The following is a 24,249-nucleotide window of genomic DNA, read 5'->3' as shown; positions in this document are numbered from 1 at the left end:
CTCATCAGAGTTCTTCGAAGGCATTTCTGGGGAACTCCTCGAAAGGGAGATTAGATCCAGTTAACAACGTCGTACAATATCCCGCTATCGAACAGCGCGGTTCAGAGAATTTCATTGGATATACATGAAATCAAACCTGATGATTGTTAAAAAAATATGTCAAATACAGGAACAAGAAAAAACAGATTTGGTTTTTTCCTCACTCATATCTAGGTTTATTTTTCACGTTTTAACTTTAATATTCCATGTGTAATCCTATCTCGTCCCGAATAATACTCTCCTTCTAATGAGTCAGTTTCTTCATTAAAAATCAACCAAGTTGTTCCACGATGTGCATGCATCGTTTGAACAGCGTTCGAAAATGGTTCGTTTTTATACCCGTAATGAAGGGTAATTCCTCGATGTTCGTTAATCAATATTCCTGCAATAAAACTATGAGACGCTGAATATTGAGTTTCGAGAACAATACTAATGGTTTGCCATTGTTGAGTAATATTGATTTTTACATCATGTGATTCATTGTGACCATCATACGAGGTATTAATTATTCCAAACCAATTTCCGTTAAAATTTGGAGTTTTAGATATACCTAATAGTTGAAATATTGGTAATCTCCAGAGATATTTATCATAATGGAAGGACAGGAAAAAAGAAAGTGTAATTGCAGATGGTGCACTCAGGTATAAGGGTTCAAGGAACCAAGGAAGTGAGATATTGATGATACTCATCATATAGGAGAAAATTCCTATCAGAACTACACTTACAATTGCTAAATAAATTGGAATTTTTTTCCTTTCATCGGTATCTATACTATAAGAATGCAAAATCTCACCAATCTTTCCAAAGATCCACATAATTTTTAATTAACGTCTCTGCATTCTCTTTTGACCATTGCTCTGTTGAGAATCCAAATAATTTATATAACCCGTGTTGGCATAAAAAATCGTCAAGATTACAATCAGATAACCAATTGATAATGTTCTGATATGAGTCAGAATAGTTTTTACCAAATTTTGAATTCGGTACATTATAGAGTAAACATTCCAAAAAATACGAAGGAGCTAACCCTTTGGAAATTTTCTCGTCATTCACCAATTTTATTCGAGCATTTTTAAACATTCTAACAACTGGCTTAAACCAAGCATTCGTATTTTGAGGATTATTTTTTTTTGCCCCGTTGTTAAAATGATATTTTGGATAATTTACAATTTTTTGACATCCGTTTTGCGGATAAAATGCCATACCCTCAATATAATTCTCATCATTAATTCCATTATACTTTGTATAATACCGATATTGCGTACATACAACGACATCTGCGGCTAATCTGTTAGACCCCCTTGCTATCTTTATTGACTTATTACCATCAGCAATTTCCGAAGCCCCATAGTACTCAATTAATACATTGAGAATATCGGATCGAAATGATTCGTATCCATATGTAACACAATCATGTTCTTCATGAAATTTTGATTGGGCTGATTGTGTCAATCCTGAAATGTTATAATTATATACAGAATTCAGTTGAACCACTACGTCCACATCACTCTCACCGTATATATTTGTTGAATTCCGATAAGATCCTTGAAGATACACATCATAATTCCTTTCTTTTAGGAGTTCTGAATTATTCAATGCATTTCTAATCGATTCGTGTGTTTTTTGTGAGGTAATTATTGCACCTTGATTAGACCAAGTTTCTAACTGTTTCTCTGAAATTCCCATATTCTTCACCATAAAAATTTAGTTATGATAGATACCGAAGTCAATCAAATACACCAACTTGATAACACAATGCTCTTGGCCTTTTCTCGTTTCAAACGCGATTCCACGTTTCAGATAATTGTGAGTAATTGAATTTTCTTAGATCTTATCCCAAAACAAATCACTACCCTTTGTCTCGCCGATGGAATGACCTATAATCAGCTGATATGGAGATGAAAGGAAGTTTTGGGATGACCTCTTAGAATATTTTGTCACAATTTTATATGGACAGTTTTATTTTAGCATAATTAGCACATTTAGCATTGTTAGCATATGACGAACATCGAAGAAACTGTTCATATTATTCCATTAGGTCACGAAATCGACCGGGCAATAAAACCATTTGAAAAAATCAAAGCTGACCGTGTTTATCTTCTCACCAATTGGAATGATATTAACTCTGATGACGAGATGAGCAAAAAACAACATTACTATTATGAAAAAGTCAGAAAGAGTTTAGTCGCCAAAGGAATTGATGTCCAACCAATGGTTAAAGTAGATTTATTTGATCTTCTGGATGTAATGAAAAATGTATCAAAAATAATAGTCAAAGAAAAGAAACAAAACAATCGAATTTTTGTCAATATGTCGGCAGCTGGTCGCCTTACATCAGTTGCTGCTACACTCGCTGGTATGGCTCATGATACTAATGTCTATTATGTCCACTCAGATGATTACCCCTCAAAAGAAATTCTTCGTCAAAAACATGGATTAAGTATTTGTCGAGAAGGTAAAACAGAAAAATTAAGTAATTTCCAAATTGTAATGCCAGATCCAATCGGTTTGAGAATTTTACTTTTTTTGTGTAATGAGAATAAGAGAAAAAAAATGAAGGAGATCTTAGATTTTCTAAAATCAGAAAATGTAATGGGATTCGAGGAATTATTTGATGAAGTTGAAAAAAGTAGAATGCGGACTCTGCAGAGCAATCAGTTAATGAAATTGGATAAAACAATTTTATCCAAACTGGAGAAACAGGGATTTGTGAATCGTAAAAAGGAAGGTACACGCGTTTACGTTTCAATCACAGAATCCGGAAGGTACACTGCTCATATCAGTGGACAATTAGACTAATTTTCTTTGGATTGTTTCTATAAATTGTTGTTAACAACACCCAATCAATCACCGAAAAATTCCCCTACGAAACACAGATCTTGATGACGACGAACGCCACCCCTCCTCTCGACAACCCGGTCGGCTCCTCGCACGACTCGCCGGCATGGCCGCCGTCAGCAAACGCAAGGATCCGGTCGTTGCCATGCGATGAACAAAGAGGCGCTGCCGGCCGGCCGTTCCCGCGACGGAGGGCGACAGCCGACCCGTGCTTCTCGACAGATGCTGGGCTGTCAGTACGCTGGGGAAGTCAATCGGCACCAGGGACGAGGCCGGTGAGGGTACAGGCCGGCGGCGTGTTGTTTCGTACACAGGTGAAACCCGGGTGTATCAGCACTGGCGAACCGGCGGCCAGGTGGTCGATTGGCCGAACCCGGAGATAGGGAACCGGATCACGATCTGCGGTCGACCACTTGTCAGCAGCATCAGCAGCATAAACGCAGCATAAACGCAGTTTCAACTGCGACCATGAAAACCGATAATCCTGCCCCGTCTGCGGAAACGGATGGTACATCATTATGCGTACAGAGAGAAGGATCGTTAAACGCAGCAGAAATGAAGAGCACGCACCCCGCACCTTCACATGAGTGGAGTGCGTGTGCGGGTGTGTGTGCTCCGGGAAAAACTGCTGACTAAAAATAAATACTTGCATCCGCCACGGGATTTAAAATTAAGGCCTGCACTATCCTTCTAAAGTCAGCAGCAAAAACTGCAAAGATGCTGCGACCAACTGCTGATATGCAGTGATCACCATCCCGGCACATAAAAATAAAAACACCAGGTACACATCCCCAAAACCGCCGGTCCCGAATCCCCCGGTCCCTGCTCACAAAGACCGCCACCCCTCTCCTTCCACAACCCGGCTGACTCCTCACCCGACTCGCCGGCGCGGCCACCGGCCGCCAACACGGATCCGGTCGTTGCCATGCGATGAACGAAGAGGCGTTGCCGGCCCGGGGTCCCCCCGCTATATCGGTCTCGGCCGAGCGGGTAGGGACATGCTGGCGTTTTGCGGTGGGGGATAACGGGATTGGGATCGCCCCCGAATTCTTTGATCGGATCTTCCAGATGTTCCAGCGGCTCCACACCCAAGGCCGAGTATGCAAGGACCGGGATCGGCCTCGCGATCGTCAAGAAGATCGTCGAACGGCATGGTGGGAGAGTCCGCGTCGAGTCGACGCCCGGCGAGGGCAGCACGTTCTTCTTCACGCTGCCGGCCCTATCATTCTCCCTCATTTTTGCGGGGCACACCTCGCGGTCATATCCCGGTCGATGAGGATATCGGCATCCGAAGCCATCCCCAGAGCGACCTTAAAAAACCACAAACAGCCGACCATCGGTGGCCGGAGCAGTGAGGGCGAAGGGGCATCGGGGAATTTTCCAGTCTCATCAGGAAAAAAGAGATACGCTCCATCAGAGCATGCCATAGAGCCAGACAACGTCGGCGAAGGTGATCTGACCGTCCCCATTGAAGTCGAAGCCGGCGACCGGCTCGTTCTCACGGATCCAGTCCATCTGGTTGAAGAGGAGGATGACGTCGTTGAAGTCGAGCACCCCGTTCCCGTTCACATCATCAAATCTGCCGTCCTGTTTCGTCGAGGTTGGGATTCCGGTTCCACCCGGCACGATCGCCGGCGGCATCGCGAGGGGAAGGTGGTCGACATTGCCGCCATCGATCACGAACTGCTCATCGCAGAACCCGTCTCCATCGACGTCGAGGTGCATCTCCGAAAAACCGGTCCAGTTCGGGGAGGCCCAGTAATTACCGCCGATCGACGGGCCGCCGACGATGTTCGGTCCGACCCGTTTCTGGACGGACCAGGTGTCGACCTGGCCTTCGAGCGCGACGTTCCGGTCGTTTCGGAAGTAATTATTGTAGATGTTCACGGTCCCGTCCCCGCTTGAGTCCCGGATACCAACCCCGTTGTACTGGATTTTGGTACCGGTAACCGTGCCGTTGGTCGCGGTCTCGAAGAAGATCCCGGCCCCGCGGTTCTGCTCGAAGAGACTGTCCCTGATGATCGCAGAGCCCTTATTGAGTCGGAACCCACTGCTCTCCGCAGTGCGCCAGCCATTGAAAGAGATCTGGCAGTTGTTTATCGTCATACCGGTCAAGCGGGCGTAGACCCCATCATCCCCGTTCGCCTGGATCTGGACGTCTGTCAGGGCAACCGCGAGATCGCCTTCGATGCCGTCGGCACGGATCCCTTTCTGGAGGTTCGACGTGGCAGTGCAGCCATCGAGCGTTATGGTGCCCGGCCCCCAGAGGTCGAATCCCTCGGTATTGTTCTGGGAATGGACGTTGTTCAGCCGCACATAAGGAGGCGGTGAGGCTTCACCCCCTGCGGGAGATACTACTACCCCCTGATCCCAGCCAGAGAGTTGGATGTTCTCCACCAGGACATTCGTGATACCCGGGTTACCCTGTTGGGAGCGGATATCGATTCCGACCGTGGCCGGCGAGTCGTTCCCCTCAACATGGTGGTTCCGGCCGTCGATCACGACATTGGAGCAGCGGACCGATATCGCCGTCTCGCACCCCAGATCGATCAGGTCGCTTGCGAGGTAGTAGGTGCCGGGATTCGTGATCTCCGTACAACCTGTGATCGGAATCGGCTCGCCAGCGGCCGTCGTGGGGTCAGCGGCCAGAACACCCCCGGAAGCGAGGAGGAGAACCAGCGCCGCCAGAAGCACTATGAATGTATATGAGGACATAGTGATCGCTCTTCCTCAAGGGGCACGGGACTGGTTGCCAGCGTTGAGACGGATCAGAGTGATGGAGAGGAAAAGTCCGAAGTCCATTGTGAGGTTGATCCGATTATGCTCATCTGGATATTTATGGTTATCTCTGTCAGGCATCCGGGGTAGTTGTCAAAAACACAGTGTACACTGCAGATCCGATCCTTCCCCCTGGTCGGGTTCTCATACTCGGTCCGTCCCGACGCGGCCGCTGTGGTCGGCGAGCACAGGACTGCGGGGATCCGGGTGGCCATGATCACTGGAAACTATCCGGCCACCGCCTGCGCCATCGGCCTGAAGATTGGGCTCGCCAGCATCGATCAGGTTCTCACGGGTTCTGACCCTGGCAACATTGACGTCAGGGTTCTTGGTGGTGATGTAAAAGAGATGAATCAAGTACCCGTGTCTCTTCGCGGACGCCATGATCTCCAGGCGGCTCTCATGGGAAAAAACCGTTTCCCACGCAAAAGACCGGCCATTTGAGATCATCGTATGCAGTTGTCTTTCTGTCTCCTTCTATGCCCGGATTGATTTATCCAGACCATCCGGCATAGTAATAATTTCAGGATCTGCACGGGCACAGTAATCTGCATTCAGATAAATGAGGTTCTCATCTTCAAGATAGGAGGAGATGATCGTGGACTTCCCTGACCCGTTAGGTCCGGCAAAAAGGTAAAAATCCCTCATCGATCAGATACACCGGGGATAGTATAGACCCGGCGGGCGGCTACCATCAGTATTTTATCAGTAACCGCAAAGGAGGGAACGAATCCCCGTTCATTCCATTTTATCTCCTCAGATATTTTTCTACCACCCGGAGACATCCTGACCGTGAACCGCCGTCGGTCTGATTCCTGTAGGGGAACGCAGGTTAATTCAGATCCAGTCTTCCTGGTGTCAGTCATAATTCTCTCCTGATCCTGCTTGGTGGTCCTCGGGATCGCAGGTCTTCCCATCCTGGATCTTATGGTAGTACACATGAGTGGGTATTACTGAATAGGGCTACTGAGTACGAGAAGATATTGATTTCCATAGTCTATAATCGTATCAACCAATGAGATTTGATTCCCTAAAGAAATCGAAATACTGGATTCTGGCAATCCCTTTAAGAGAGATAGAACTCCCCTCCCTCTGGCTCTGTTCGTTCAGGTCTATCTGGACAGTACCCCCCAGCGACTACCACCGACGCTCGGCCCCTCGCATCACTCGCCGGCATGGCCACCGCCCGTCGACGCACGATCAGGTCGTTGCCATGCGATGAACAAAGGGACACTGCCGACCCCGAGGGGAGAGAGAGCCAACAGGGAAGATACACGGTGAGCCGGTGCTGACCCTCCAGATCAAACCGTCGGATCCATACAAGCTCCTTTATACGCTCCCAGGTAAACACAGGAATAATACAGGCATGAATGCAATACCCCGGAAATATATCACGGATGCCAGGAACAGGAAGCAGGCAGTTATTGTCGACCTGGAAACCTTCAACAGGATGGAATCCATCATCGAAGACAACGGACTTGCAAAATTCATGGAAGAGGCAGAAGAGGATGAGTCTCTCTATGGATGAAGCAAAGAAACACTACCGGTCGATGAAAAAGGATTGAAATGCCGGCGTGCGGATACAAGAAGATCTTCTTAAAAGATCTCGCTGCACTTCCCGGACGCAATCGTTTACGGATTGAACAACTTGTATTTGACCAGATCCCGGCATCAGAAAACATCTTTCAGGATTTTGATATTCAGAAGATGAGAGGGTATGACAGGTATTATCGCATCCGTACCGGACAGTACCGGATCGGCTGTACGATTTCATCCGACGGCGAGATCATATTCTACCGGGTAAAAAGCCAGGAAGAAATCTACCGTGTTTTCCCATAATTTTGTGTCTTCCTGCTGCCAGAGGCATGAAACCGTGATCGCTTCTTTTCGTAATTTTTTCTGAACAATTTTCTCATCGGGCTTTCCGCACAGTAATCACGAACCCACCCGTGATCTGACTGATGATCACCCCATGGGAGCCGGCATCAGTACCTCATTTCCCGTCAACCATAGTTAGCCACAAGAATCGCGTGTAACTATGGCCGACCATAGTTACAGACAAAAAAGTGATGAGTAATCCAGAGAAGAAATATAATCAAGAGACGGCCCCCCCGCACGACTCGCCGGCATGGCCGCCGTCAGCCAACGCAAGGATCCGGTCGGTGTCATGAGATGAACAGAGAGGCGTTGCCGGCCGGGCTTCCGACGAAGACCGCCCCGGAGAAGAAGCAGGGCGAGCCGGCATCGGATTGAGAGGGCCGATAAAATCCGCGAATGGGAACTTTTTGGATTGTGAGAGAAGAGTTTGATTTCTGTTTGATAAACAACGACATCCAGAATTTTTCCAAATGGTTCGCCGCTATTCTTCATCTGTCCGGATTTCACATAATTTATTTTTTCGAGGAGCCGGATACGTGCATCCTGATAGGGTCAGATCTCTCTCATAATTTCCTTGAAATGCTGAAGGATAATAGATGATAAATAAGAGTAAATGTATCATCCTCAGCACGCAGGATATAAATGTTCAAATACCCGGGGTCAATAGGCGGTATCAGAACAATACTGAAGGAGAATGGTTAAAATGAAGAAGAATTACCTTGCTGGCATTATTGTTCTGATTCTTGGCTTGATGGTGCTCACAGGCTGGGGAATCGGTTTCTTTTCCGGTTCTACACTCCAGATGAGTGAAAAAAACGTCAACATGATCTTCGTGATAACCCCGGACCTGGCCAACGACCCGCTGGGAGACATAAACCCGGATACGGCAAACCTGAACAATCAGGGTTTCCAGCGCTCGCTCCTCATGGGTTCGTACCTGAAGCAACGTGTGGGAACAGGTAACGTAACCGCCATCTACGCCCTTGAACCGATGACCCATCTCCAGACCGTGAACAATTCCCCTGATATGGCAGCGATCGGGTTCATTCAGCAGTTCGCCCTCCTCAATCAGGTAACGATACAGAATACGACCGGCAACAGTTACCCGCTCTATGCAGGGTATGCACCGGGGGATGTGCCCACTGGAGTCGCCGAGCCGAGTCCGTTCGTGCCCGCCGCCCAGGGACTGGCTTTCAACGACACCCACGGAAACAATGCTGCCCTGCTGACCGGTATCATAGACGCAGAGAAGCCGGGGTCCTATGTCTTCTCGGCTCCCTGGGAGACCATCAGCGACCTGCTGACGAGAATCAATACAGCCAAGGGGTACAATCTGACGCTTCCCACGTCATACAAGGGATCGAATTTTGTCTATGTCCTCTCCGTTACACCGGCCGGAAAAGCCAGCCTGGCCACGCTCGACAGCAGACTGAACCCGTCTGCGACGTATCCAGAACTCCCCTCGCCGGTCGCACGTGCTTCATCTACACTCCAGACCCCTTTCAGCTATAACCGGACGGCGGGGGTTGACGGTGCCACCATTCCGGCGAAGATCAACACCAACGAGACGGTTTACCTGATCAGGCATGCAGAAGCGCATCCGTCGAGCAGTTTTGAAGACGGCAACTACGTGGGCGCCGGACAGTGGCGGGCGCTGGCGCTTCCCAGTTTTCTCCCCAATGCCCTGCGTGGCCAGAGGAGTCCCACGATGGTTTATTCCATCGACCCCGCTCAATCCTTCCCAATTCTCAATTGTTCCTATGCCAGGCCCTCATTAACGGTATTTCCCTATGCTATCGCCAACAATCTGTCCGTCAATCTTGCTGCGAGTTTTCTTTTGGGCATAAATGCAACATCAGAAACAGCGGCGGAAAACGCGAGTAACTTCTTCTTTACGAACAGTACCGGAATCAACCTATCCAACCAGACGATCCTGGTGGCATGGGAGCATGAGCACTTCCCTTCTCTGATAAAATACCTTGTCGACAGTTATGGCGGCACTGCCCTGGCCCCGAATTTAACCTGGCCGTCCAACGACTATGACACGATCTGGACAGTGAAGATCGATACCATGGGCAATCTGACGGTGGACAATGCACTGCGCGAAGGAATTGACTCTTCGAAGCTCCCGGCCGATGCTCCGAAATTCTAACCGGCTCTCCAGCCGGCATTCCCGCCTGAACACGAAAGGCGGCCGATTGTTCTTTTTTTACCAGGTGCATCACCAATGCAGGTACGTCAACGTTTCCTGGCAAGGAGCGACGAGGGGTTTAACCCGGGGTTTTTTCAGAGGCACCCCTAAAGCGGGTTTGACGCTGGGGGTAAGGGGGGTTGGGTGGTCGCAGGGGCGATTAGCGCTAAAATATCTTCACAGAGGAGATTGCGACAACAGAACATTTTCATCCCCTATAATCGGGCATAAATACTACAGAATTGTAATTACAACAGCGACATAGTGAAAGCACGTGTGAAACGCAACGTGCTCTTATACTCAAACAATAATTCTTTCAATAAAACGACAAAACCCTCTTTGCGAGAAGGGTTCAAGATCAGAGATGACAGAGATGGATGATGCATTCACCGGCCTTGAAGCAGCGATTGTGCTTATAGCATTTGTCGTCGTCTCGGCGGTGTTCTCGTATATGGTACTGAGTGCAGGGTTCTACGCCACGCAGAAGGTGCAGGAGGTCGTGCATGCAGGGGTCGACCAGACAGGGAGCACCCTCCAGATCTCTGGAGATGTCTATGGCAGCGCCGATTCCCCCGGCGGCCCGGTGACCATGCTGACGATCATGCTGAAGAACGGGGTTCCCTACGGATCCGTCGATCTGAACAAGACCACCTTCATTATCTCAACCGATTCGACAATCGAGACCCTTCATAAAGGAACGGATCTATCAGATCCTGCTTCAGGCCAGTGGACGATCCACGAGCGGATCGGCGATACTAACGGGCAGACCGGTCATCTCGGTGTCAACGACCTGGTCACGATCGAGATCAGACCATCAACACCGCTCACCCCGGGCAAGAAGTTCACGCTTGAAGTGAACCCGACCGGGGCTGTAGGGTTCACCATAACACGGGTGATCCCGGCCACGACAGACAGAAAGATCGATCTCTCGTGACAGGGACACACCCTAACCCGGCCGACCCCTCGCACGACTCGCCGGCATGATTACCGTCCGCCACTGCAGATCCAGTCGTTGCCATGCGATAAAAAAAGAGACGTTGCCGGCCGGCCGTGGCAGAGGAACGAGAGCCACAGGGGAAGAAACAGAGGGCAAGCCAGGAGCTGGCCAGGTCTCGTGAGGAGGTGCAACCACGGGCCGATGGGCGGGAAGGTGATTGTCACCAGCCGGTCCTGAATAGAACCCGGAACGTTCGGTTCCCGGACTTTTTTGAAGAGTGATCGGAACCTGGTAAAAAAATCAGGAGCCGGCCGGGTTTACAACCCGACCGATAAAGAGAATGGTTCCGGTTTCCTTATCCTGAATCAGGAAAACAAACGGATGATCGGCCCGGAACTCCGGTACCGGCTGACTCGTACCTGAAGAAGCCATTGCAAGATCAACGACAACCGCAGTCGCAGCAGCAGCCTCGGTCCCGTTCTCGTTCACATCGATGAACGCCTTGTGGATGACATCGCTGATGGAAAGGTTCGTCGTCCCGTCCATACCGGAAAAATCCGCTGCCCCCTCGGTAAATGCCGTGGGCATCCCCATGGCACTCAGGGTCTGGGGCAGACGGTATTCGGTCTCCATCCGGAACTTCGGGAGATAGAGATCCACACGCTGGAAATTCGCAGAGTCCTGGAGGGCCGACAGGTTATCGTCATTCAGAACGGCCTCAGCAGGGTTCAGATCATCACCCTTCGGGAGGATCACGATCATCGACAGGGCTTTTGAGGAATTATTGATGTAGGGCAGCTCGATATACTGGACGCCAGCGGTCTCGGCATACCGGTATCTCGCTTGAGAACCGGTGTTCTCCATCATCTGGACCTTTACGGATGTTCCGGTTCCGGTCCGGAAATCCGCCTCTTTCGTCCGGGCTGCATCGAACGGCCGGGCCCACGTCCCCTTGAAGTAGACGGCGTTGGTGATGACCAGCCGTGTCAGAGCATCGATACTGCCGGAAGGTAGAAGATCGCGGATCTTCTTCTCGGTCTTCTCTTCGACCCACTGATTGATCGTTGCGCGGGATTCCTCCGGAGTAGTCTTGAAATCGAGGTTTGTCACCTCAGCGGAATAATACTTCCGGGCAATATCGATAAATGCCGGGAGGAAGGGATAACTCTTCTCCGCCCAGAGTGCATTGACCGTCCGGAAGGTATACCCGGCATCTGCGGCATTGAACTCCTCGTTAATTCTGGCAAAGCCCGACTGACGGACCGTATCATTCTTTGGGAGGTGGAACACCGAGAAGATCTCGTCCCGGGTTCTTCCCTTCGCCCCTTCTCCAGTGATGGCAAGAGCGGAAGAAAGGGAGAACGGGGAGTAGAACAGGTTATGCCCGGCGTTGTCAGGGTTTTTGGCAAGGGCTGTGTACAGGTCTGACGCAAACTGGTTGTTTGCCGCTGCCACGGACTCCACCGGCTGTGCATTCCCGGATTCTGTTGTTACGGGAACCGTCGTTGTGACACGTGTTTCCTGCGGGGAATTGGTCGGTGAAGCGTTCACGGCAGGTTTTTGTGCAGGGTCGGTACAGCCCGAGATCAGGAGAGAGGCGATGACAAGGGAGACCAGAATCCCTATGCCGGCCAGTTTTTGATTCATAGTCACCAGTGTATCGAAGGGGGAAATATACCTGGCGATGGATGCAGATCTCTGAAGGTACGAAATGAATGTCGATTACGATCCTGCATGCCCGGGGCTGACTCCTCGTACAACTCACCTGCATCACCTCCGTCCTTCAGCACAGACGGATAGTTGCCATGCAGTGAACAAAGAGGTTCTGCCGGCGACCGTGTCAGAGGAGAGAGGTCCACGGAGAAGGATCATGAAGAGCCGGCGCCGGCCTCACCTGCTGGAGGTTTTTGAAAAACCGTTCATCGCTCACATCACTGTTCTGTCGAAGTCGAATCGAATGTACTGCTCCCCCTCCGCGGATACCAGAGCCTGATCTTTTTATAAAAATATCACAGCATTTTTATATCCATATTTGAATCTACCTCCATGCGATTTTATCGATTGACACTCTTCCTGGTTCTGATACTTGCTGTAGGCATCTGCGGATGCATGGGTCCATCTTCGGTCCCGGTCCAGAATACAACGACATCCACGACCTCCTCCGGTTCCGGGAACTGGACATTTGCAGTATTTGGGGATTCCCCTGATCCCGCGGCAAACACGACAACCGGCGTCAGCCCGAACCTCAGCCCGATTGCCAGGGCAGTTGCCGCAGAGAAGCCGGACCTGGTCATGTATAATGGCGATCTCATCAACGGCTGGGAGTTGACCAATGTATCCCCGATGATGGGCAACTATTCTGGTCAGTTCGAGAACTGGATGGAAGCAGTCTCTCCGATCTATAATTATACGACCGGCACCGGAATCCCGCTCTATGTCCTTCGGGGCAATCACGAGGACGGTCCGAACCAGACCGTTACTCCCCTCCTCGACACCTATCTCTCCACCGTGGCATCTGATATGCCGACAAACGGACCGCCGGGAGAGGAGAAACTGACCTATTCATTCACGCATAAAGGTGCAAAATTCATCGTCACCGACGATTATTATGCACATGATGGCATCAAGGAGACGGTCAACCAGACCTGGGTCGACGGACAGCTCACGCAGGACACCCGGCCATTCATGTTCGTCTTCGGTCATTCCCCTGCCTACCTTCTGGACAACGAGTCCGACGTGAAGTCAGACGAGAACCCGTTCAGCCTCTCGGTCCATCCGGCACAGCGCGATGCGCTCTGGAAGAGCCTGGTGAACAACAACAGTTCTGCGTATTTCTGCGGGCACATCCATACCTATGCCAGAGGCGTATCGCAGGGCGTCCAGCAGATCGTCTGCGGGAATGGCGGGGCACATATGGTGAATTTCGATCCTGCGCTCGTCGAGTCGGGACTGACGATAGAATATCCCCTCAATGCAGTCGCTATAAATGATCAGAAGATCGGCTACCTCCTCGTAACCGTCCATGAAGACAGCGGGACATTCGACGGAGTGCAGAAAGTGTTCAATCCACTGACACATTCATGGGATATTGGAGATACCTTCACCCTCCATGCCCGGTGAAAGGACCGGAATCTCCTGACCTGTGGGGGTCGACTCCCCCGACCACAGGAGACCGGCTCTCCTCACACTCACTCTTCGAAGATCACTAAAAACTGATTTGAGGACAGGATCTCGATCTTCAAACACATTCTCTCCCCAGAGACCGCCCCCCTATCGCCCACAATCCACAGATTCGTTGGGGCTGCGGCCTTGGATGGTGGAACTCGACAGCACCGGGATGCTCCTGTGGGAGAAATCGCTCGTCATACAGGAGGAGCACGCGACCGCTCTCGTCACACAAAACATAAATTCCCTATTTGTGAGTATCATAAATGAAGATCAGAAGGATCGAACGAGCTGCGCTGCTCTGTCTTGTGACAGCCGGCGTCCTCTTCGGGACCACCGTCCCGGTTCTCGCCGCTGAGGCAACACACCCATTCACCGTAAACGACCTGGTAACGCTTCAGCGGATCGGCGCACCCTCCCCGTCACCGGACGGAACCTGGATCGTTTTTCCTCTGCGCAGCACCGATCTGGCCGATAACAAAGGACTGACCAACCTCTGGATCGTCAGGCCCGACGGAACCGGTCTTCATCAGCTGACCTTCCAACCGGGAGATGACGCGAACCCCTGCTGGTCTCCCGACAGTTCGACCGTGTATTATCTCTCGACGAGGTCGGGCAGTTCACAGGTGTGGAAGGTCTCCCCTTCCGGAGGAGATGCCGTGCAGGTCACGAACTTTTCGCTGGATTGTTCGAACCTGAAGATCTCGTCTGACGGGAAGGACCTGGCCTTCTCCATGGGGGTATTTCCCAACACCAGTATGGAAGAGACGACCGCACGCCTGACAGCGATCGAACAGCAAAATGCATCAGGAAAGATTTATACGACACTCCCGGTCCGCCACTGGGATACGTATGAAGACGGCCGGCGGAACCATCTCTTTGTTCTGGACCTCGCCACCGGAGAACCGGTCGATCTCATGAAGGCGATGAACGCCGACAGCCCCTCAGAGCCATTCGGTGGGCCGGAGGAGTATACGTTCACGCCAGACAATACCGGGATTGTCTTCTCGGCGGCAGATACCGGAAGCGAAGCGATGTGGAGTACCGAACACAATCTCTATCGTGCCTCGGTCGCCGGGACAGGTCAGCCGGTCAATCTCACGCCGGCAAACCGGGCCTGGATTACCCAGCCGGCCTTCTCACCGGACGGCACCACACTCGCGTACCTTGCCATGACCCATCCGGGCTATGAGGCCGACCGGTACCATATCATGCTCCGATCCTGGCCCGACGGGGATGACCGGGAGGTTGCTGCGTCCTGGGACCGTTCTCCTTCCTCCATCATCTGGTCGCAGGACGGGAAGACCCTCTATGTGACCGCCATGGACCGTGGGAACAGCGCATTGTTTGCGATCGATCCCGTTACAGGAGCGGTCAGGACACTGGTCGGGAACGGGACGGTCTCCTCGGTCGGCACCATCGGAAACCGCCTGGTCTACAGCCTGGCAAACCAGACCTCGCCGGCCGATCTCTATACGATCGATCCCGATGGAACAGAGCCGGTACGGATCACGCAGATCAACGGGGACCGGCTGGCACAGGTTCGGATGGGGGACTATGAGCAGTTCTCCTTTTCGGGCTGGAACAACGAAACCGTCTATGGCTACGTGGTGAAGCCGGTGGACTTCGATCCGACAAAGCGATACCCGGTTGCCCTTCTGATCCATGGCGGTCCCCAGAGTTCATTTTCGGACGACTTCAGTTACCGCTGGAATCCCCAGACCTATGCCGGCAGAGGCTACGCAGTGGTCGCGATCGATTTCCACGGGTCGACCGGATACGGGCAGACGTTCACCGATTCGATACAGGAGGACTGGGGTGGAAAACCGCTGGTGGATCTCCAGAAAGGTCTGAATGCAACGCTTGAACACTACCCCTGGATGGACGGGGATCGGGTCGCTGCACTCGGTGCATCGTACGGGGGCTACATGATCAACTGGATAGCGGGGGCCTGGCCGGACCGGTTCAGGTGTCTGGTGACGCATGACGGTCCGTTTGATCTCAGGTCTTCATATTTCGATACCGATGAACTCTGGTTTCCGGAATGGAATCAGAACGCTACTCCATGGGAGAAACCTGAGGCATATTCCCGGTATAATCCGGCAGAGCATGTCGATGCCTGGAAGACACCCACCCTGGTGATCCAGAGCGGGAAGGATTACCGGGTACCGGAGACAGAAGGATTCGCAGTGTTTACGGCCCTTCAGCGGAGGAACATCCCGAGCAAACTCCTCTACTTCCCTGATGAGAACCACTGGGTATTGAAACCGCAGAACAGTATCCAATGGCACGATACGGTCCTTGACTGGCTGGATCAATGGACCGGAAACAACAGTTCATCTATAGGGGCTCTGCCGGCGATCGGGGTGTCCGGGAATAATTCCTCTATTCTTTAAGAGCGATCAGGTCCGGAGCGTCTTTCCCGAACCGCTCGCTCTTTTTCATGTTTCCTGAAACGGAAGATACATGAAACGACACCGAAATCCCCCATCGGGGAGGCTCTCGCCGGTCGATCATCGCCCTCCCGCATGCGGGTCCGGCCGTAGACGGATACACACGCTTATCGGGCCTGGGCGTTCTCCTCCCAGAGCCCGAACGTGTTCCCCTCGGTATCCATACAGGTGGCGAGGAACCCCATCCCGGGGACCGCCATCTTCTCGGTAAGGACCTTCCCCCCAAGTGTTGCGACCTGGTGCATCGCGGCGTCGATGGAGGGCACCCCGAAATAATTGAGCATCCGCTGCGATGGCTCCATCCGCTTTCCCATACCCCCACCGACCCCCGGTGTTCCATCCAGGTTCATCGTGGTGACGAGGTTGTACCCCATCTCCGGGTATGATTCGAACGTCCATCCGAACAGTTCGGAATAGAACGTCTTCGCTCGCTCGACATCCTCTGTGGGTACATCAAAATGGACAATCGTTGACATCAGACCATCACAAACTCCTTAAGGTGGCAGAATAATAAAAACTTTTTCCGGCACAGAAGAAATGTCGGATTCGATGATTCATCCCTGATGATGACCAGCGCTTCCATCGGTACCCCCGATCATAGGGAAGCCTGCTCGGATCTCTCTCATAATGACCGCCAGGGGTCCGGCGAAGACCCCGGTCACCCGAACCCCCATCTCGGCAAAGAGAAGGCCCATGGCATCCGTCCCACAGCCGACATCGAGGACGGTCGGTGGCGGTGGTCCAGGGAGGTTCTGGTTCCATGCGACGCTCCTCCTCGGTTCCCGATCCCATGGCCCAAACATCGGTCATACAGTGCCTGAGTGAGACACCTGGTGGAGATGTATGACCAGCCAGTTCTGCGCTCAGGTGCCGGTCTTCAGATACTATTAATAGCCGGCACCGCTCATCCGACAGAATATGGGAAAGGTCATCGTCTATATCGCAACAAGTCTCGATGGGTTCATTGCACGTAAGGATGACGATGTCTCCTGGCTCGATCCGTTCAGCGTCAGTGGCGAGGATTACGGGTACCAGGATTTTATCAAAAAGAGCGGAACGGCAGTCATGGGAGCCCGAACGTACGAGCAATCGCTCGCCCACCCGGAACGACTCATCACCGGCTTGAAGAACTACATTCTCACCAGCAGAACCCTGCCTCTGGTTGGAGACAGGACAGAACTCTGGCACGGTCCGCTCTCCGAACTCATCCAGAAGATCAGGAGAGAATCGAAGAGAGACATCTATATTATTGGCGGAGGTCAGATAATATCCCGGTTTCTCAACGAAGGACTGATCGATGAGATTCAACTCTTCATCGTCCCGGTGATCCTGGGGGAAGGAATCCCGTTATTCACGGGACTCCAGAGCGAAGTCTCCTTACATCTCATAACAGCCTCGCCGTATAGTACGGGAATCGTGAAACTGCTCTACGTCCCGAATTCGAAAGATCAGAAGACCTGAGGATCAGGAAGACACTGAGGTATCCATGCCATTCTGCCGGGGTTTTTTTATCCACGGACCATAATCCTGCCGTATATCAGGTCTGCCTTCATCATTCACATCATGAGCGGCCAGATCTCCAGAAACCCGGTCCTGAGCGAGGCTGGCCGCAGGCATGACAGGAGTGATCTACCGGTGTTCAGTCCAGGGTGCGGCCTCCCGGTTTGTATCCTCCAGCCAGAACTCTTCGATAGTTTCCCGGAGGGACTGTTTCATAAAAGAGACGCTGCCGGCCCGGAGATACCCCTCAGGACCGGTATGCACCTTTCGGCACCACGATCTCGAATCGAGCACCGCTGCCCGGTTCGCCGGTCTCATGGATCGTCACCCCGGTGATCGCGAGGATCTCCCGCACTAAAAACATGCCAAGACCGGTATGTTTTCCCACACCCCGGTCAAAGATCTGCTCCTTATCCTCTGCCGGAATGCCGACACCATTGTCCTCCACGGTGATGATGCAGTCATCGCCCAAAAACTGTGCACTGATACGGATCTCCGTAACACGTTCGCCATGCCGGAGCGAATTGTCGTACAGGTTGTAGAACACCTTTTCGAGCAGAGGGTCGGCGAATATCCAGAGCGGCATATCTTCAATGAAAAATTGGATATCGCCAGACCCTCCCGATCGCGCAGCGCTCCAGGCCACATCCTGCACCCGCTGCCAGATCGGAGCCTGCACTCCCAGATCTTGATAATATTTGGTGAACGAGATCTGGTTCTCGATGGTCTTTGCAAGACCGATCAGCTGGTTGAAATGCCCCTGGGCCTTCGCATCCCCCTGGCATTCATCATGATAGAGTTCAAGGTATCCCTCGATCGCGGTGAGCTGGTTGAGGATATCGTGCCGGGTGATGTTGTTCAGGATGTTCAGTTTCTTGTTCGCGATCGAGAGGGCGTCCTGTGTCTTTTTTCGTTCGGTGATATCCCTGATGTTGCACTGGATGACCGAGGTATGGTCGACGGGATAGACAGTGCTAACGAATTCGACATCGATCTTCCGTCCGTCCTTCGTCTCAAGCGGGAGATCCTCGAACCGGATATATTCCCTAGTCTGCAGATCCAAAAAGGCAATCTTTGATGAGACCAGATCCTTAAAGAATCCAATATCCCAGAGATACTTTCCGACAAGCTCTTCCTGGGGGTAACCGGTCAGGGACCCAATAAACGGGTTGGCGTCGATGATCTCGCCAGTATCCCGGTTCAGGATCATGATCCCGTCCTTTGCCGATTCGAAGAGCCGGCGGTAGCGTATCTCGGATGATTTTATCTTCTCATCTGCCTGTTTCTGCAGGGTGATGTCCCGGACGATCGTCGATGATCCGATGAGTTCACCACTTGTGTTCCGAATCGGGGAAACACTTATCGATACCGCGAATCGCTGACCATTCTTTCTCACTCGCGTCGTCTCATAATTTTCAACCGGTTCCCCGGCCCTGCCCTTCTCCAGGATAAATTCAATTTCGTCCGCGTATTCCGCAGGTGCAAGGAACGACACGGGCTTTCCGATCGCCTCTTCCGAGGTGTACCCGTATATCTTCTCCGCACCAGCGTTCCAGCTGGTGATGATCCCGGAGAGGGTCTTGCTGAAGATGGCATCCTCCGAATGGGTGACGATCGACGCGAGGAGAGCCTGGACCTCCTCCGCATGTCTGCGCTCGGAGATGTCGCGGATGATCGATACGATCACCTGCTCGCCTTCGAAGATCATCGAGACCGAACTGACTTCGACCGGGATGCCGCTGCCATCTTTCTTCCGATGGAGCGTCGTGAATACGATCCCGTCCTGTGCGGCCTTGTCCAGCTGACGGGTGATGGTATCGACCCTGTCAGAAGGCCTGATCTCAAATATAGTCAAACCGAGCAGTTCTTCCCTTGTATATCCATAGGTCACGATCGCGGCCTTGTTCGCCTCAAGGATTCGACCGTCGTTCCTGCGGATGAAGAGAATGATATCGTTGGCGTTTTCAGTGAAGATCTTGTAGAGCGTCAGGGCTTCCTCAGCCTTCCTTCGCGATGTGATATCCTCAAAAATCGCAACAAAGTGCAGGTCCAATGGAGAATAGACTGAGATTTGCAGCCATTTTCCAATCGGTTTGAAATCCAGGTCAAATACCTCAGGCTTCCGGGTCAGGGCGACCCGGCCATACGTTTCAAACAGTTCAGGGAATGCTTCCTTTATCCCGGGAAAAACCTCGGTCGCCCGCTTTCCCATGACAATCCCCACCCCGGTGATCTCGTTGAACGCAGGGTTGACTTCGAGATAGACGAAATCTTCCGGGAGCCCATCCTTGTCATAGATCATGCGACAATAGGCGAAGCCGTCCGGGAGGTTTTCAAAGAGCGAACGGTACTTCTCCTCGCTCTTCCGCAACTCGTGCTCTCCCCGGGCGAGTTCATCGAGGTTTGCCCTCAGTTCTTCCTCCGTGGCAGTGAGTTCCTCGTTCGTGGCGGAGAGATCCATGTTATTCCGGGCAAGTTCCTCTTCAACCGCCTTCCGTCTCCGCTCCTCGACCTCCAGAGTCCCCCCGAGTCCTCTGGCAGCCCGAATGACCAGATACCCGGTGATCAGGGAGAACACGACGAGGGTAGCCGATACCTCGAGCGCGTCATGGGTTCTATTGAGGAAGGACTGGGTCACATTCTGGAAACTTTCAAAGAGTACGACGGCCAGTGCCAGTGGAAGAAACGTGCGAAGCAGGAGGGCAACGGTGGATGGACCAACGAAGAACCGGAGGGGAAACGCTTCCGGACCGGCACCGACCATGAGGCCGGCCCCGATACAGACCAGCGCGAATGCCGCCGGTGCTGCGATGGGGAGCAGCAGTGTCCCGTAGAGGTATGGGGCCCCGTAGACATAACTGAGCAGGAACGTGAAGCCCACCAGTCCGACGATCAGACCGATGACGCTGACGGCAGAGCGATCTCTGACCCACCCCTCTGCGGGATCCGGATTCCAGAACAGAATAAACAACCCAATCGCTGAAAGGATGAACAGGGAGACAGCTATCGGAGATACTGCGGATGTGGGCTGGCCTGTGAGGAGATCTCCGATACGGACCATTCCGGCCTCTATGAAGAAATGACTCCCGGCGATATTGAAAGGAAGTTCGAGTGCTTCAATGACGGCGACCGCTGCGACGACGAGCAGTACGACGACTCGAGCTTTCCCCCTGAACCGGCGTATCGGATGAAATGCAAGGATCACCCCGAACAGGGTGCAGAGCAGGGCGGCGGAGAATGCTATCGTCTTGTACCCCGGGAAGACGCTTTTGAACAATGTGATATTGAACACAAGCCCCACGAGCCCCAGAACGCCGACTCCAGCAGCAAGGGCACCAAAGAGAATCGTGGCCCGTCGGAAGACGAGATCATCTGCCAGTCCTGATTCTGCACCTGTCATCGCTGCACCTGCATATGATTCGTCCACAGTTGGTAAGACTCCTATCAAGGTTCTCCTGTCTTCATCAGATATAATACATCACTCTACAGATCGTTTTCGAACATTTTTCCCTCGTTCTTCTGAGGTTTCAGAATTCAATAAGTACGATTCTTCCGGATTCTCTCCAATTCATACCGACATCGGTCTTATCCCTCCAAGCCCGATCGACAGACCGAGTTCGCGGAACGCAAGCTGGGGACTGGCAGGGAGTGGGGGACACCACAGGAGATAGCAGAAAGTGAGAGGGGATGTTGGGGGATGTCTCTTCTGTGCAGATTTCGGGTACCAGATCGTGAAGACGAGGCCGGCGACAAGGACGATAAAAGGAATCCTAGGTTGGAAACAGGGCTTTTTTACTGTTACATCACGTTTTGCACGCTACCGGTAGAAATGACCGGGTGCTCCCTTGAAGAGATCGAGGATGCAGAATGACAGCCCCTTTGTGCCTCCTGAGAACATCATTTTTCAGTTCACTCCGCATTCGGATCTGAACTTTTGGACTGGAGGGGGCTCAATAATCGTTCCCCACAGATCATGGAAGTGTCAGGAAAACGATCAGAATAATCGGTACCACATCACATACGAGATGACGACCATGGTACATACCAGTACTGCCAGAATTTTGTAAATACACCTCTTACAAATACCAAAGATTGAGAGGTCACCTTCCTCACAATAGTCAGAGCAACAGGTCCTGTACGTTTTTACTGACGCCAGATGTTCGTGATTTTCAATGAGATCATGCTCGGTCATAGCAGGTGCGATGGTTGCGGAAATGATTTTAATGTCTGAAAGATGTGAAAATGTCAGAAATTCAAAAGAACGCCAGAATTATTCATAAAAGGGGGAGAGCCGGGGATAGGTATCCTCAAAGATCGGAAAAGAAAGCGTTGAAGCTCGAACTTCACATGAGGAGAGCATAATATCTGGCATCGTTTCGAAATACCCTGGTCGCTTCACTTCTGACACGATTCCATCTCAGTTCTCTCTCATTCTGACCTGATCATCTCAGATAAGAGGTACAACGCTTCATGTCCGGTACTTCACGAACCGATCAGATGCTTTGAAGACGCCAGATATAATCAGACCCACCATTCTTCCACCTCGCCAATTTTCCAAGAGAACACAACAATTATCCCATCACCTGCTAAAGTCCCATAATTATGACACTCGATCCCCGGCAGAAGACGATCCCCAACAGCCTGCAGTTCCTCATCGGGCTCTGCATCCTCGGACTCCTCATCCTGACACCGATCCTCCTCGTCGGGCATCCGGCCGGTCCGGTGACAGCACCCCTGGCCAATGGAACCGTCCATGTGAAGATCCTCGCAGTCAACGATTTTCACGGACACCTTCCCCCCGGACAGACGATGAATAACCGCACAGTCGGGGGAGCACCGGTCCTGGCTTCCTACCTGAAATCAGCGATCACGTCAGAGAAAGCGGACGGCACCATCATTGCCATCCCCGGGGATGTCTACGGGAATTCGCCTCCCGAGTCCGGGCTCCTCCTCGACGAACCGACGATGCTCTTCTTCAACTCCTTTGCAGACCAGAATACGACCACCCTGTCCTCCTCCCCGAATTCCTCAGGGAATATGATTGCAACGCTCGGCAACCAGGATTTCGATCGAGGGGTGCCGGAACTGATGAGAGAGATCAACGGCGGGAACGGAACGACGAACATCACCCACCTCGTCGACCCGTACCCGGGCTCGAGGTCCACCTATGTCTCGGCGAACGTGGTCTGGAAGGCCAACAACACCACGATCCTCCCGCCCTATACGATCCGAAACGTCAGCGGGGTTCCGATCGCATTCATCGGCGCCGATACGATCACCACCCCCGGGCTTCAGGAAGCAGCCAACGTCAAGGATGTGACCTTCCTGGATGAAGCCGACTCCATCAACAGGTACATCCCGGAGATTCAGCAGCAGGGCGTTCATGCGATCGTCGTCCTCCTCCACGAGGGCGGGAACCAGACCCCCTACGACGGTCCCACCCGGGGGAACGGAACCGTGACCGGGCGGGTGGCCACGATCATTCCCCGGCTCGACAGCGATGTCGACGTGGTCCTCTCAGCCCACACCCATCAGTTCACCAACACCTACCTGAACAACTCGGGCAATAAACCCGTCCTCGTCACGCAGGCGTACATGTTCGGCATGGGCTTCGCCGATGTCGATCTCACGATCGATCGGGCTGGCGGGGATATCACCAACAAGTCCGCCCGGATCATCACGACCTATGCAGATCAGGCTCCCGGTACCAGCCCGGACCCTGCCGCCGCTGCGCTCCTGGCCGCCGATGAGAAGGCCGTTGCACCGATGGTGAAACAGGTGATCGGTGTAGCAGCCCAAAATATCACCAGGGACCAGAACCCTGCCGGCGAATCGGCGCTCGGGGACCTGATTGCCGATGAACTCCGGGGCACCATGGAGGCGGATATCGGATTCGAGAGCGCCGGGTCGATACGGGCTGATATCACTCAGGGAAATATCTCCTGGGGCGATCTGTATGCCGTTCAGCCGTCCTCCGGCACAGTCCTGTCGATGACCCTCACCGGCGACCAGATTCGGCAGGTCCTTGAACAGCAGTGGCAGGAGCCACTCCCTCCGCATAATCTGATGGTTTCGGGGCTGGTGTACACCTATGATACAACAAGACCCGCCGGCAACAGGGTGACGGAGGTGAAGGTACACGATCGTCCCCTCGACCTGAACGCGACCTATACCGTTGCGACGGTCGACTACCTCCTCAGCGGTGGTGATGGGTACACGACCTTCACCCAGGGGAAGGACGTCACCTTCGTTCTGAAAGATATCGATGCGTTGACCGCCTATATCGGATCTTCTCCACAGCCGGTGAACGTGACCATCGATGGGAGGATACAGCGGATCCACTGAAGACCGGGCCGGCAACATCCCCCATCCTCCAGCGCACGATACGGTCGTTGCCAGGCATGGGAAAAAAGAGGCGGTGCCGGTAGGGCACCGATCTTTGGGATATTTCCGGGGTTTTGAAATTGACC

The 24,249-nt window shown here is 52.4% G+C and carries 22 protein-coding genes; 14 read left to right on the top strand and 8 right to left on the bottom strand.

Annotated features, from left to right (window positions below):
* Positions 1–215: 215 nt before the first annotated feature.
* Both MPAL_RS15700 and MPAL_RS15025 read right to left on the bottom strand, forming a co-directional pair.
* Positions 216–854 (bottom strand): Cap15 family cyclic dinucleotide receptor domain-containing protein, encoded by a 639-nt coding sequence (locus tag MPAL_RS15700; RefSeq protein ID WP_012617573.1) that lies wholly within the window; start codon positions 852–854, stop codon positions 216–218.
* Positions 829–1,725 carry a nucleotidyltransferase domain-containing protein gene (locus MPAL_RS15025; RefSeq protein WP_148208136.1) on the bottom strand — a complete coding sequence of 299 codons (897 nt, stop codon included), beginning with the start codon at positions 1,723–1,725 and terminating at the stop codon, positions 829–831. The genes MPAL_RS15700 and MPAL_RS15025 overlap by 26 nt, the downstream gene beginning before the upstream one ends.
* Positions 1,726–2,037: 312 nt before the next feature.
* On the opposite strand from MPAL_RS15025, the gene MPAL_RS04515 reads away from it, so the two are divergent.
* From MPAL_RS04515 to MPAL_RS17465, 4 genes are all read left to right on the top strand, one after another.
* On the top strand, positions 2,038–2,838 hold the full coding sequence (locus MPAL_RS04515) for an HFX_2341 family transcriptional regulator domain-containing protein (RefSeq protein ID WP_012617571.1): 801 nt from the start codon (positions 2,038–2,040) through the stop codon (positions 2,836–2,838).
* Between the two features lie 83 nt (positions 2,839–2,921).
* The gene (locus tag MPAL_RS15695; RefSeq protein ID WP_148208135.1) at positions 2,922–3,260 is read left to right on the top strand and encodes a hypothetical protein; all 339 of its coding nucleotides are present in this window, start codon (positions 2,922–2,924) and stop codon (positions 3,258–3,260) included.
* A 360-nt stretch (positions 3,261–3,620) separates the two neighbouring features.
* Positions 3,621–3,902: a hypothetical protein gene (locus MPAL_RS17470; protein WP_201763859.1), complete on the top strand. Its 282-nt coding sequence runs from the start codon at positions 3,621–3,623 to the stop codon at positions 3,900–3,902.
* A complete protein-coding gene (locus tag MPAL_RS17465) occupies positions 3,887–4,153 on the top strand; it encodes an ATP-binding protein (RefSeq protein ID WP_394295841.1) in 267 nt (88 codons plus the stop codon). Before MPAL_RS17470 ends, MPAL_RS17465 begins: the two co-directional genes overlap by 16 nt.
* Positions 4,154–4,290: 137 nt before the next feature.
* On the opposite strand, the gene MPAL_RS16815 is transcribed toward MPAL_RS17465, so the two are convergent.
* Positions 4,291–5,592 (bottom strand): NosD domain-containing protein, encoded by a 1,302-nt coding sequence (locus MPAL_RS16815; RefSeq protein ID WP_012617569.1) that lies wholly within the window; start codon positions 5,590–5,592, stop codon positions 4,291–4,293.
* Positions 5,593–5,745: 153 nt separating this feature from the next.
* Between MPAL_RS16815 and MPAL_RS16165 the strand changes: the two genes are divergently transcribed.
* The 3 genes from MPAL_RS16165 to MPAL_RS04480 all read left to right on the top strand — a co-directional run bounded on the left by MPAL_RS16165 (position 5,746) and on the right by MPAL_RS04480 (position 7,494).
* Entirely contained in the window at positions 5,746–6,099 is a 354-nt protein-coding gene (locus MPAL_RS16165) for a haloacid dehalogenase-like hydrolase (RefSeq protein WP_048145181.1), read from the top strand.
* An 841-nt stretch (positions 6,100–6,940) separates the two neighbouring features.
* Positions 6,941–7,183, top strand: coding sequence for a hypothetical protein (locus MPAL_RS04485; protein WP_048145180.1), 243 nt, complete (start codon positions 6,941–6,943; stop codon positions 7,181–7,183).
* A gap of 38 nt (positions 7,184–7,221) precedes the next feature.
* Complete coding sequence (locus MPAL_RS04480) at positions 7,222–7,494, top strand: type II toxin-antitoxin system RelE family toxin (protein WP_012617565.1); 273 nt, start codon at positions 7,222–7,224, stop codon at positions 7,492–7,494.
* 256 nt (positions 7,495–7,750) lie between these two features.
* Here MPAL_RS04480 and MPAL_RS16160 read toward each other — a convergent pair whose 3' ends face one another.
* Positions 7,751–7,900, bottom strand: coding sequence for a hypothetical protein (locus MPAL_RS16160; RefSeq protein ID WP_158303628.1), 150 nt, complete (start codon positions 7,898–7,900; stop codon positions 7,751–7,753).
* Between the two features lie 336 nt (positions 7,901–8,236).
* On the opposite strand from MPAL_RS16160, the gene MPAL_RS04470 reads away from it, so the two are divergent.
* The 3 genes from MPAL_RS04470 to MPAL_RS16155 all read left to right on the top strand — a co-directional run bounded on the left by MPAL_RS04470 (position 8,237) and on the right by MPAL_RS16155 (position 10,942).
* Complete coding sequence (locus MPAL_RS04470; protein WP_012617562.1) at positions 8,237–9,685, top strand: hypothetical protein; 1,449 nt, start codon at positions 8,237–8,239, stop codon at positions 9,683–9,685.
* Between the two features lie 412 nt (positions 9,686–10,097).
* On the top strand, positions 10,098–10,658 hold the full coding sequence (locus MPAL_RS04465) for an archaellin/type IV pilin N-terminal domain-containing protein (protein ID WP_012617561.1): 561 nt from the start codon (positions 10,098–10,100) through the stop codon (positions 10,656–10,658).
* Positions 10,659–10,774: 116 nt separating this feature from the next.
* Positions 10,775–10,942, top strand: a complete 168-nt coding sequence (locus tag MPAL_RS16155; protein ID WP_158303627.1) for a hypothetical protein — start codon at positions 10,775–10,777, stop codon at positions 10,940–10,942.
* A gap of 19 nt (positions 10,943–10,961) precedes the next feature.
* On the opposite strand, the gene MPAL_RS04460 is transcribed toward MPAL_RS16155, so the two are convergent.
* Positions 10,962–12,308 (bottom strand): serpin family protein, encoded by a 1,347-nt coding sequence (locus MPAL_RS04460; RefSeq protein WP_012617560.1) that lies wholly within the window; start codon positions 12,306–12,308, stop codon positions 10,962–10,964.
* Positions 12,309–12,770: 462 nt separating this feature from the next.
* Between MPAL_RS04460 and MPAL_RS04450 the strand changes: the two genes are divergently transcribed.
* Positions 12,771–13,781, top strand: coding sequence for a metallophosphoesterase family protein (locus tag MPAL_RS04450; protein ID WP_158303626.1), 1,011 nt, complete (start codon positions 12,771–12,773; stop codon positions 13,779–13,781).
* Positions 13,782–14,092: 311 nt separating this feature from the next.
* On the top strand, positions 14,093–16,222 hold the full coding sequence (locus tag MPAL_RS04445) for an alpha/beta hydrolase family protein (protein WP_012617558.1): 2,130 nt from the start codon (positions 14,093–14,095) through the stop codon (positions 16,220–16,222).
* A gap of 164 nt (positions 16,223–16,386) precedes the next feature.
* Here the strand turns inward: MPAL_RS04445 and MPAL_RS04440 are convergent, their stop codons facing one another.
* The gene (locus tag MPAL_RS04440; protein WP_012617557.1) at positions 16,387–16,755 is read right to left on the bottom strand and encodes a VOC family protein; all 369 of its coding nucleotides are present in this window, start codon (positions 16,753–16,755) and stop codon (positions 16,387–16,389) included.
* Positions 16,756–16,833: 78 nt separating this feature from the next.
* A complete protein-coding gene (locus MPAL_RS04435) occupies positions 16,834–17,082 on the bottom strand; it encodes an SAM-dependent methyltransferase (RefSeq protein ID WP_048145176.1) in 249 nt (82 codons plus the stop codon).
* Between the two features lie 115 nt (positions 17,083–17,197).
* Here MPAL_RS04435 and MPAL_RS04430 point away from each other — a divergent pair, with 115 nt between their 5' ends.
* Complete coding sequence (locus tag MPAL_RS04430) at positions 17,198–17,740, top strand: dihydrofolate reductase family protein (RefSeq protein ID WP_012617555.1); 543 nt, start codon at positions 17,198–17,200, stop codon at positions 17,738–17,740.
* A gap of 286 nt (positions 17,741–18,026) precedes the next feature.
* Here the strand turns inward: MPAL_RS04430 and MPAL_RS14240 are convergent, their stop codons facing one another.
* Positions 18,027–21,179 carry a PAS domain-containing protein gene (locus tag MPAL_RS14240; protein ID WP_012617554.1) on the bottom strand — a complete coding sequence of 1,051 codons (3,153 nt, stop codon included), beginning with the start codon at positions 21,177–21,179 and terminating at the stop codon, positions 18,027–18,029.
* A 1,202-nt stretch (positions 21,180–22,381) separates the two neighbouring features.
* Here MPAL_RS14240 and MPAL_RS04420 point away from each other — a divergent pair.
* A complete protein-coding gene (locus MPAL_RS04420) occupies positions 22,382–24,124 on the top strand; it encodes a bifunctional metallophosphatase/5'-nucleotidase (protein WP_012617552.1) in 1,743 nt (580 codons plus the stop codon).
* Positions 24,125–24,249: the final 125 nt, after the last annotated feature.

The sequence above is a fragment of the Methanosphaerula palustris E1-9c genome (genome assembly GCF_000021965.1).
GTDB lineage: Archaea > Halobacteriota > Methanomicrobia > Methanomicrobiales > Methanospirillaceae > Methanosphaerula > Methanosphaerula palustris.
The sequence above is the reverse complement of the archived record's forward strand: the minus strand, read 5'-3'. Positions and strand labels throughout refer to the sequence as shown.

Bases quoted from the DNA above. Each gene is read 5' to 3' on its own strand.
- MPAL_RS16160 (WP_158303628.1), bottom strand. From the start codon at position 7,900: ATGCCGGCTCGCCCTGCTTCTTCTCCGGGGCGGTCTTCGTCGGAAGCC.
- MPAL_RS04445 (WP_012617558.1), top strand. From the start codon at position 14,093: ATGAAGATCAGAAGGATCGAACGAGCTGCGCTGCTCTGTCTTGTGACA.
- MPAL_RS15695 (WP_148208135.1), top strand. From the start codon at position 2,922: ATGACGACGAACGCCACCCCTCCTCTCGACAACCCGGTCGGCTCCTCG.
- MPAL_RS04430 (WP_012617555.1), top strand. From the start codon at position 17,198: ATGGGAAAGGTCATCGTCTATATCGCAACAAGTCTCGATGGGTTCATT.
- MPAL_RS04465 (WP_012617561.1), top strand. From the start codon at position 10,098: ATGGATGATGCATTCACCGGCCTTGAAGCAGCGATTGTGCTTATAGCA.
- MPAL_RS04420 (WP_012617552.1), top strand. From the start codon at position 22,382: ATGACACTCGATCCCCGGCAGAAGACGATCCCCAACAGCCTGCAGTTC.
- MPAL_RS04450 (WP_158303626.1), top strand. From the start codon at position 12,771: ATGGGTCCATCTTCGGTCCCGGTCCAGAATACAACGACATCCACGACC.
- MPAL_RS04440 (WP_012617557.1), bottom strand. From the start codon at position 16,755: ATGTCAACGATTGTCCATTTTGATGTACCCACAGAGGATGTCGAGCGA.
- MPAL_RS04435 (WP_048145176.1), bottom strand. From the start codon at position 17,082: ATGTTTGGGCCATGGGATCGGGAACCGAGGAGGAGCGTCGCATGGAAC.
- MPAL_RS15700 (WP_012617573.1), bottom strand. From the start codon at position 854: ATGTGGATCTTTGGAAAGATTGGTGAGATTTTGCATTCTTATAGTATA.
- MPAL_RS04515 (WP_012617571.1), top strand. From the start codon at position 2,038: ATGACGAACATCGAAGAAACTGTTCATATTATTCCATTAGGTCACGAA.
- MPAL_RS04470 (WP_012617562.1), top strand. From the start codon at position 8,237: ATGAAGAAGAATTACCTTGCTGGCATTATTGTTCTGATTCTTGGCTTG.
- MPAL_RS04460 (WP_012617560.1), bottom strand. From the start codon at position 12,308: ATGAATCAAAAACTGGCCGGCATAGGGATTCTGGTCTCCCTTGTCATC.
- MPAL_RS14240 (WP_012617554.1), bottom strand. From the start codon at position 21,179: ATGACAGGTGCAGAATCAGGACTGGCAGATGATCTCGTCTTCCGACGG.
- MPAL_RS16815 (WP_012617569.1), bottom strand. From the start codon at position 5,592: ATGTCCTCATATACATTCATAGTGCTTCTGGCGGCGCTGGTTCTCCTC.
- MPAL_RS15025 (WP_148208136.1), bottom strand. From the start codon at position 1,725: ATGGGAATTTCAGAGAAACAGTTAGAAACTTGGTCTAATCAAGGTGCA.
- MPAL_RS04480 (WP_012617565.1), top strand. From the start codon at position 7,222: ATGCCGGCGTGCGGATACAAGAAGATCTTCTTAAAAGATCTCGCTGCA.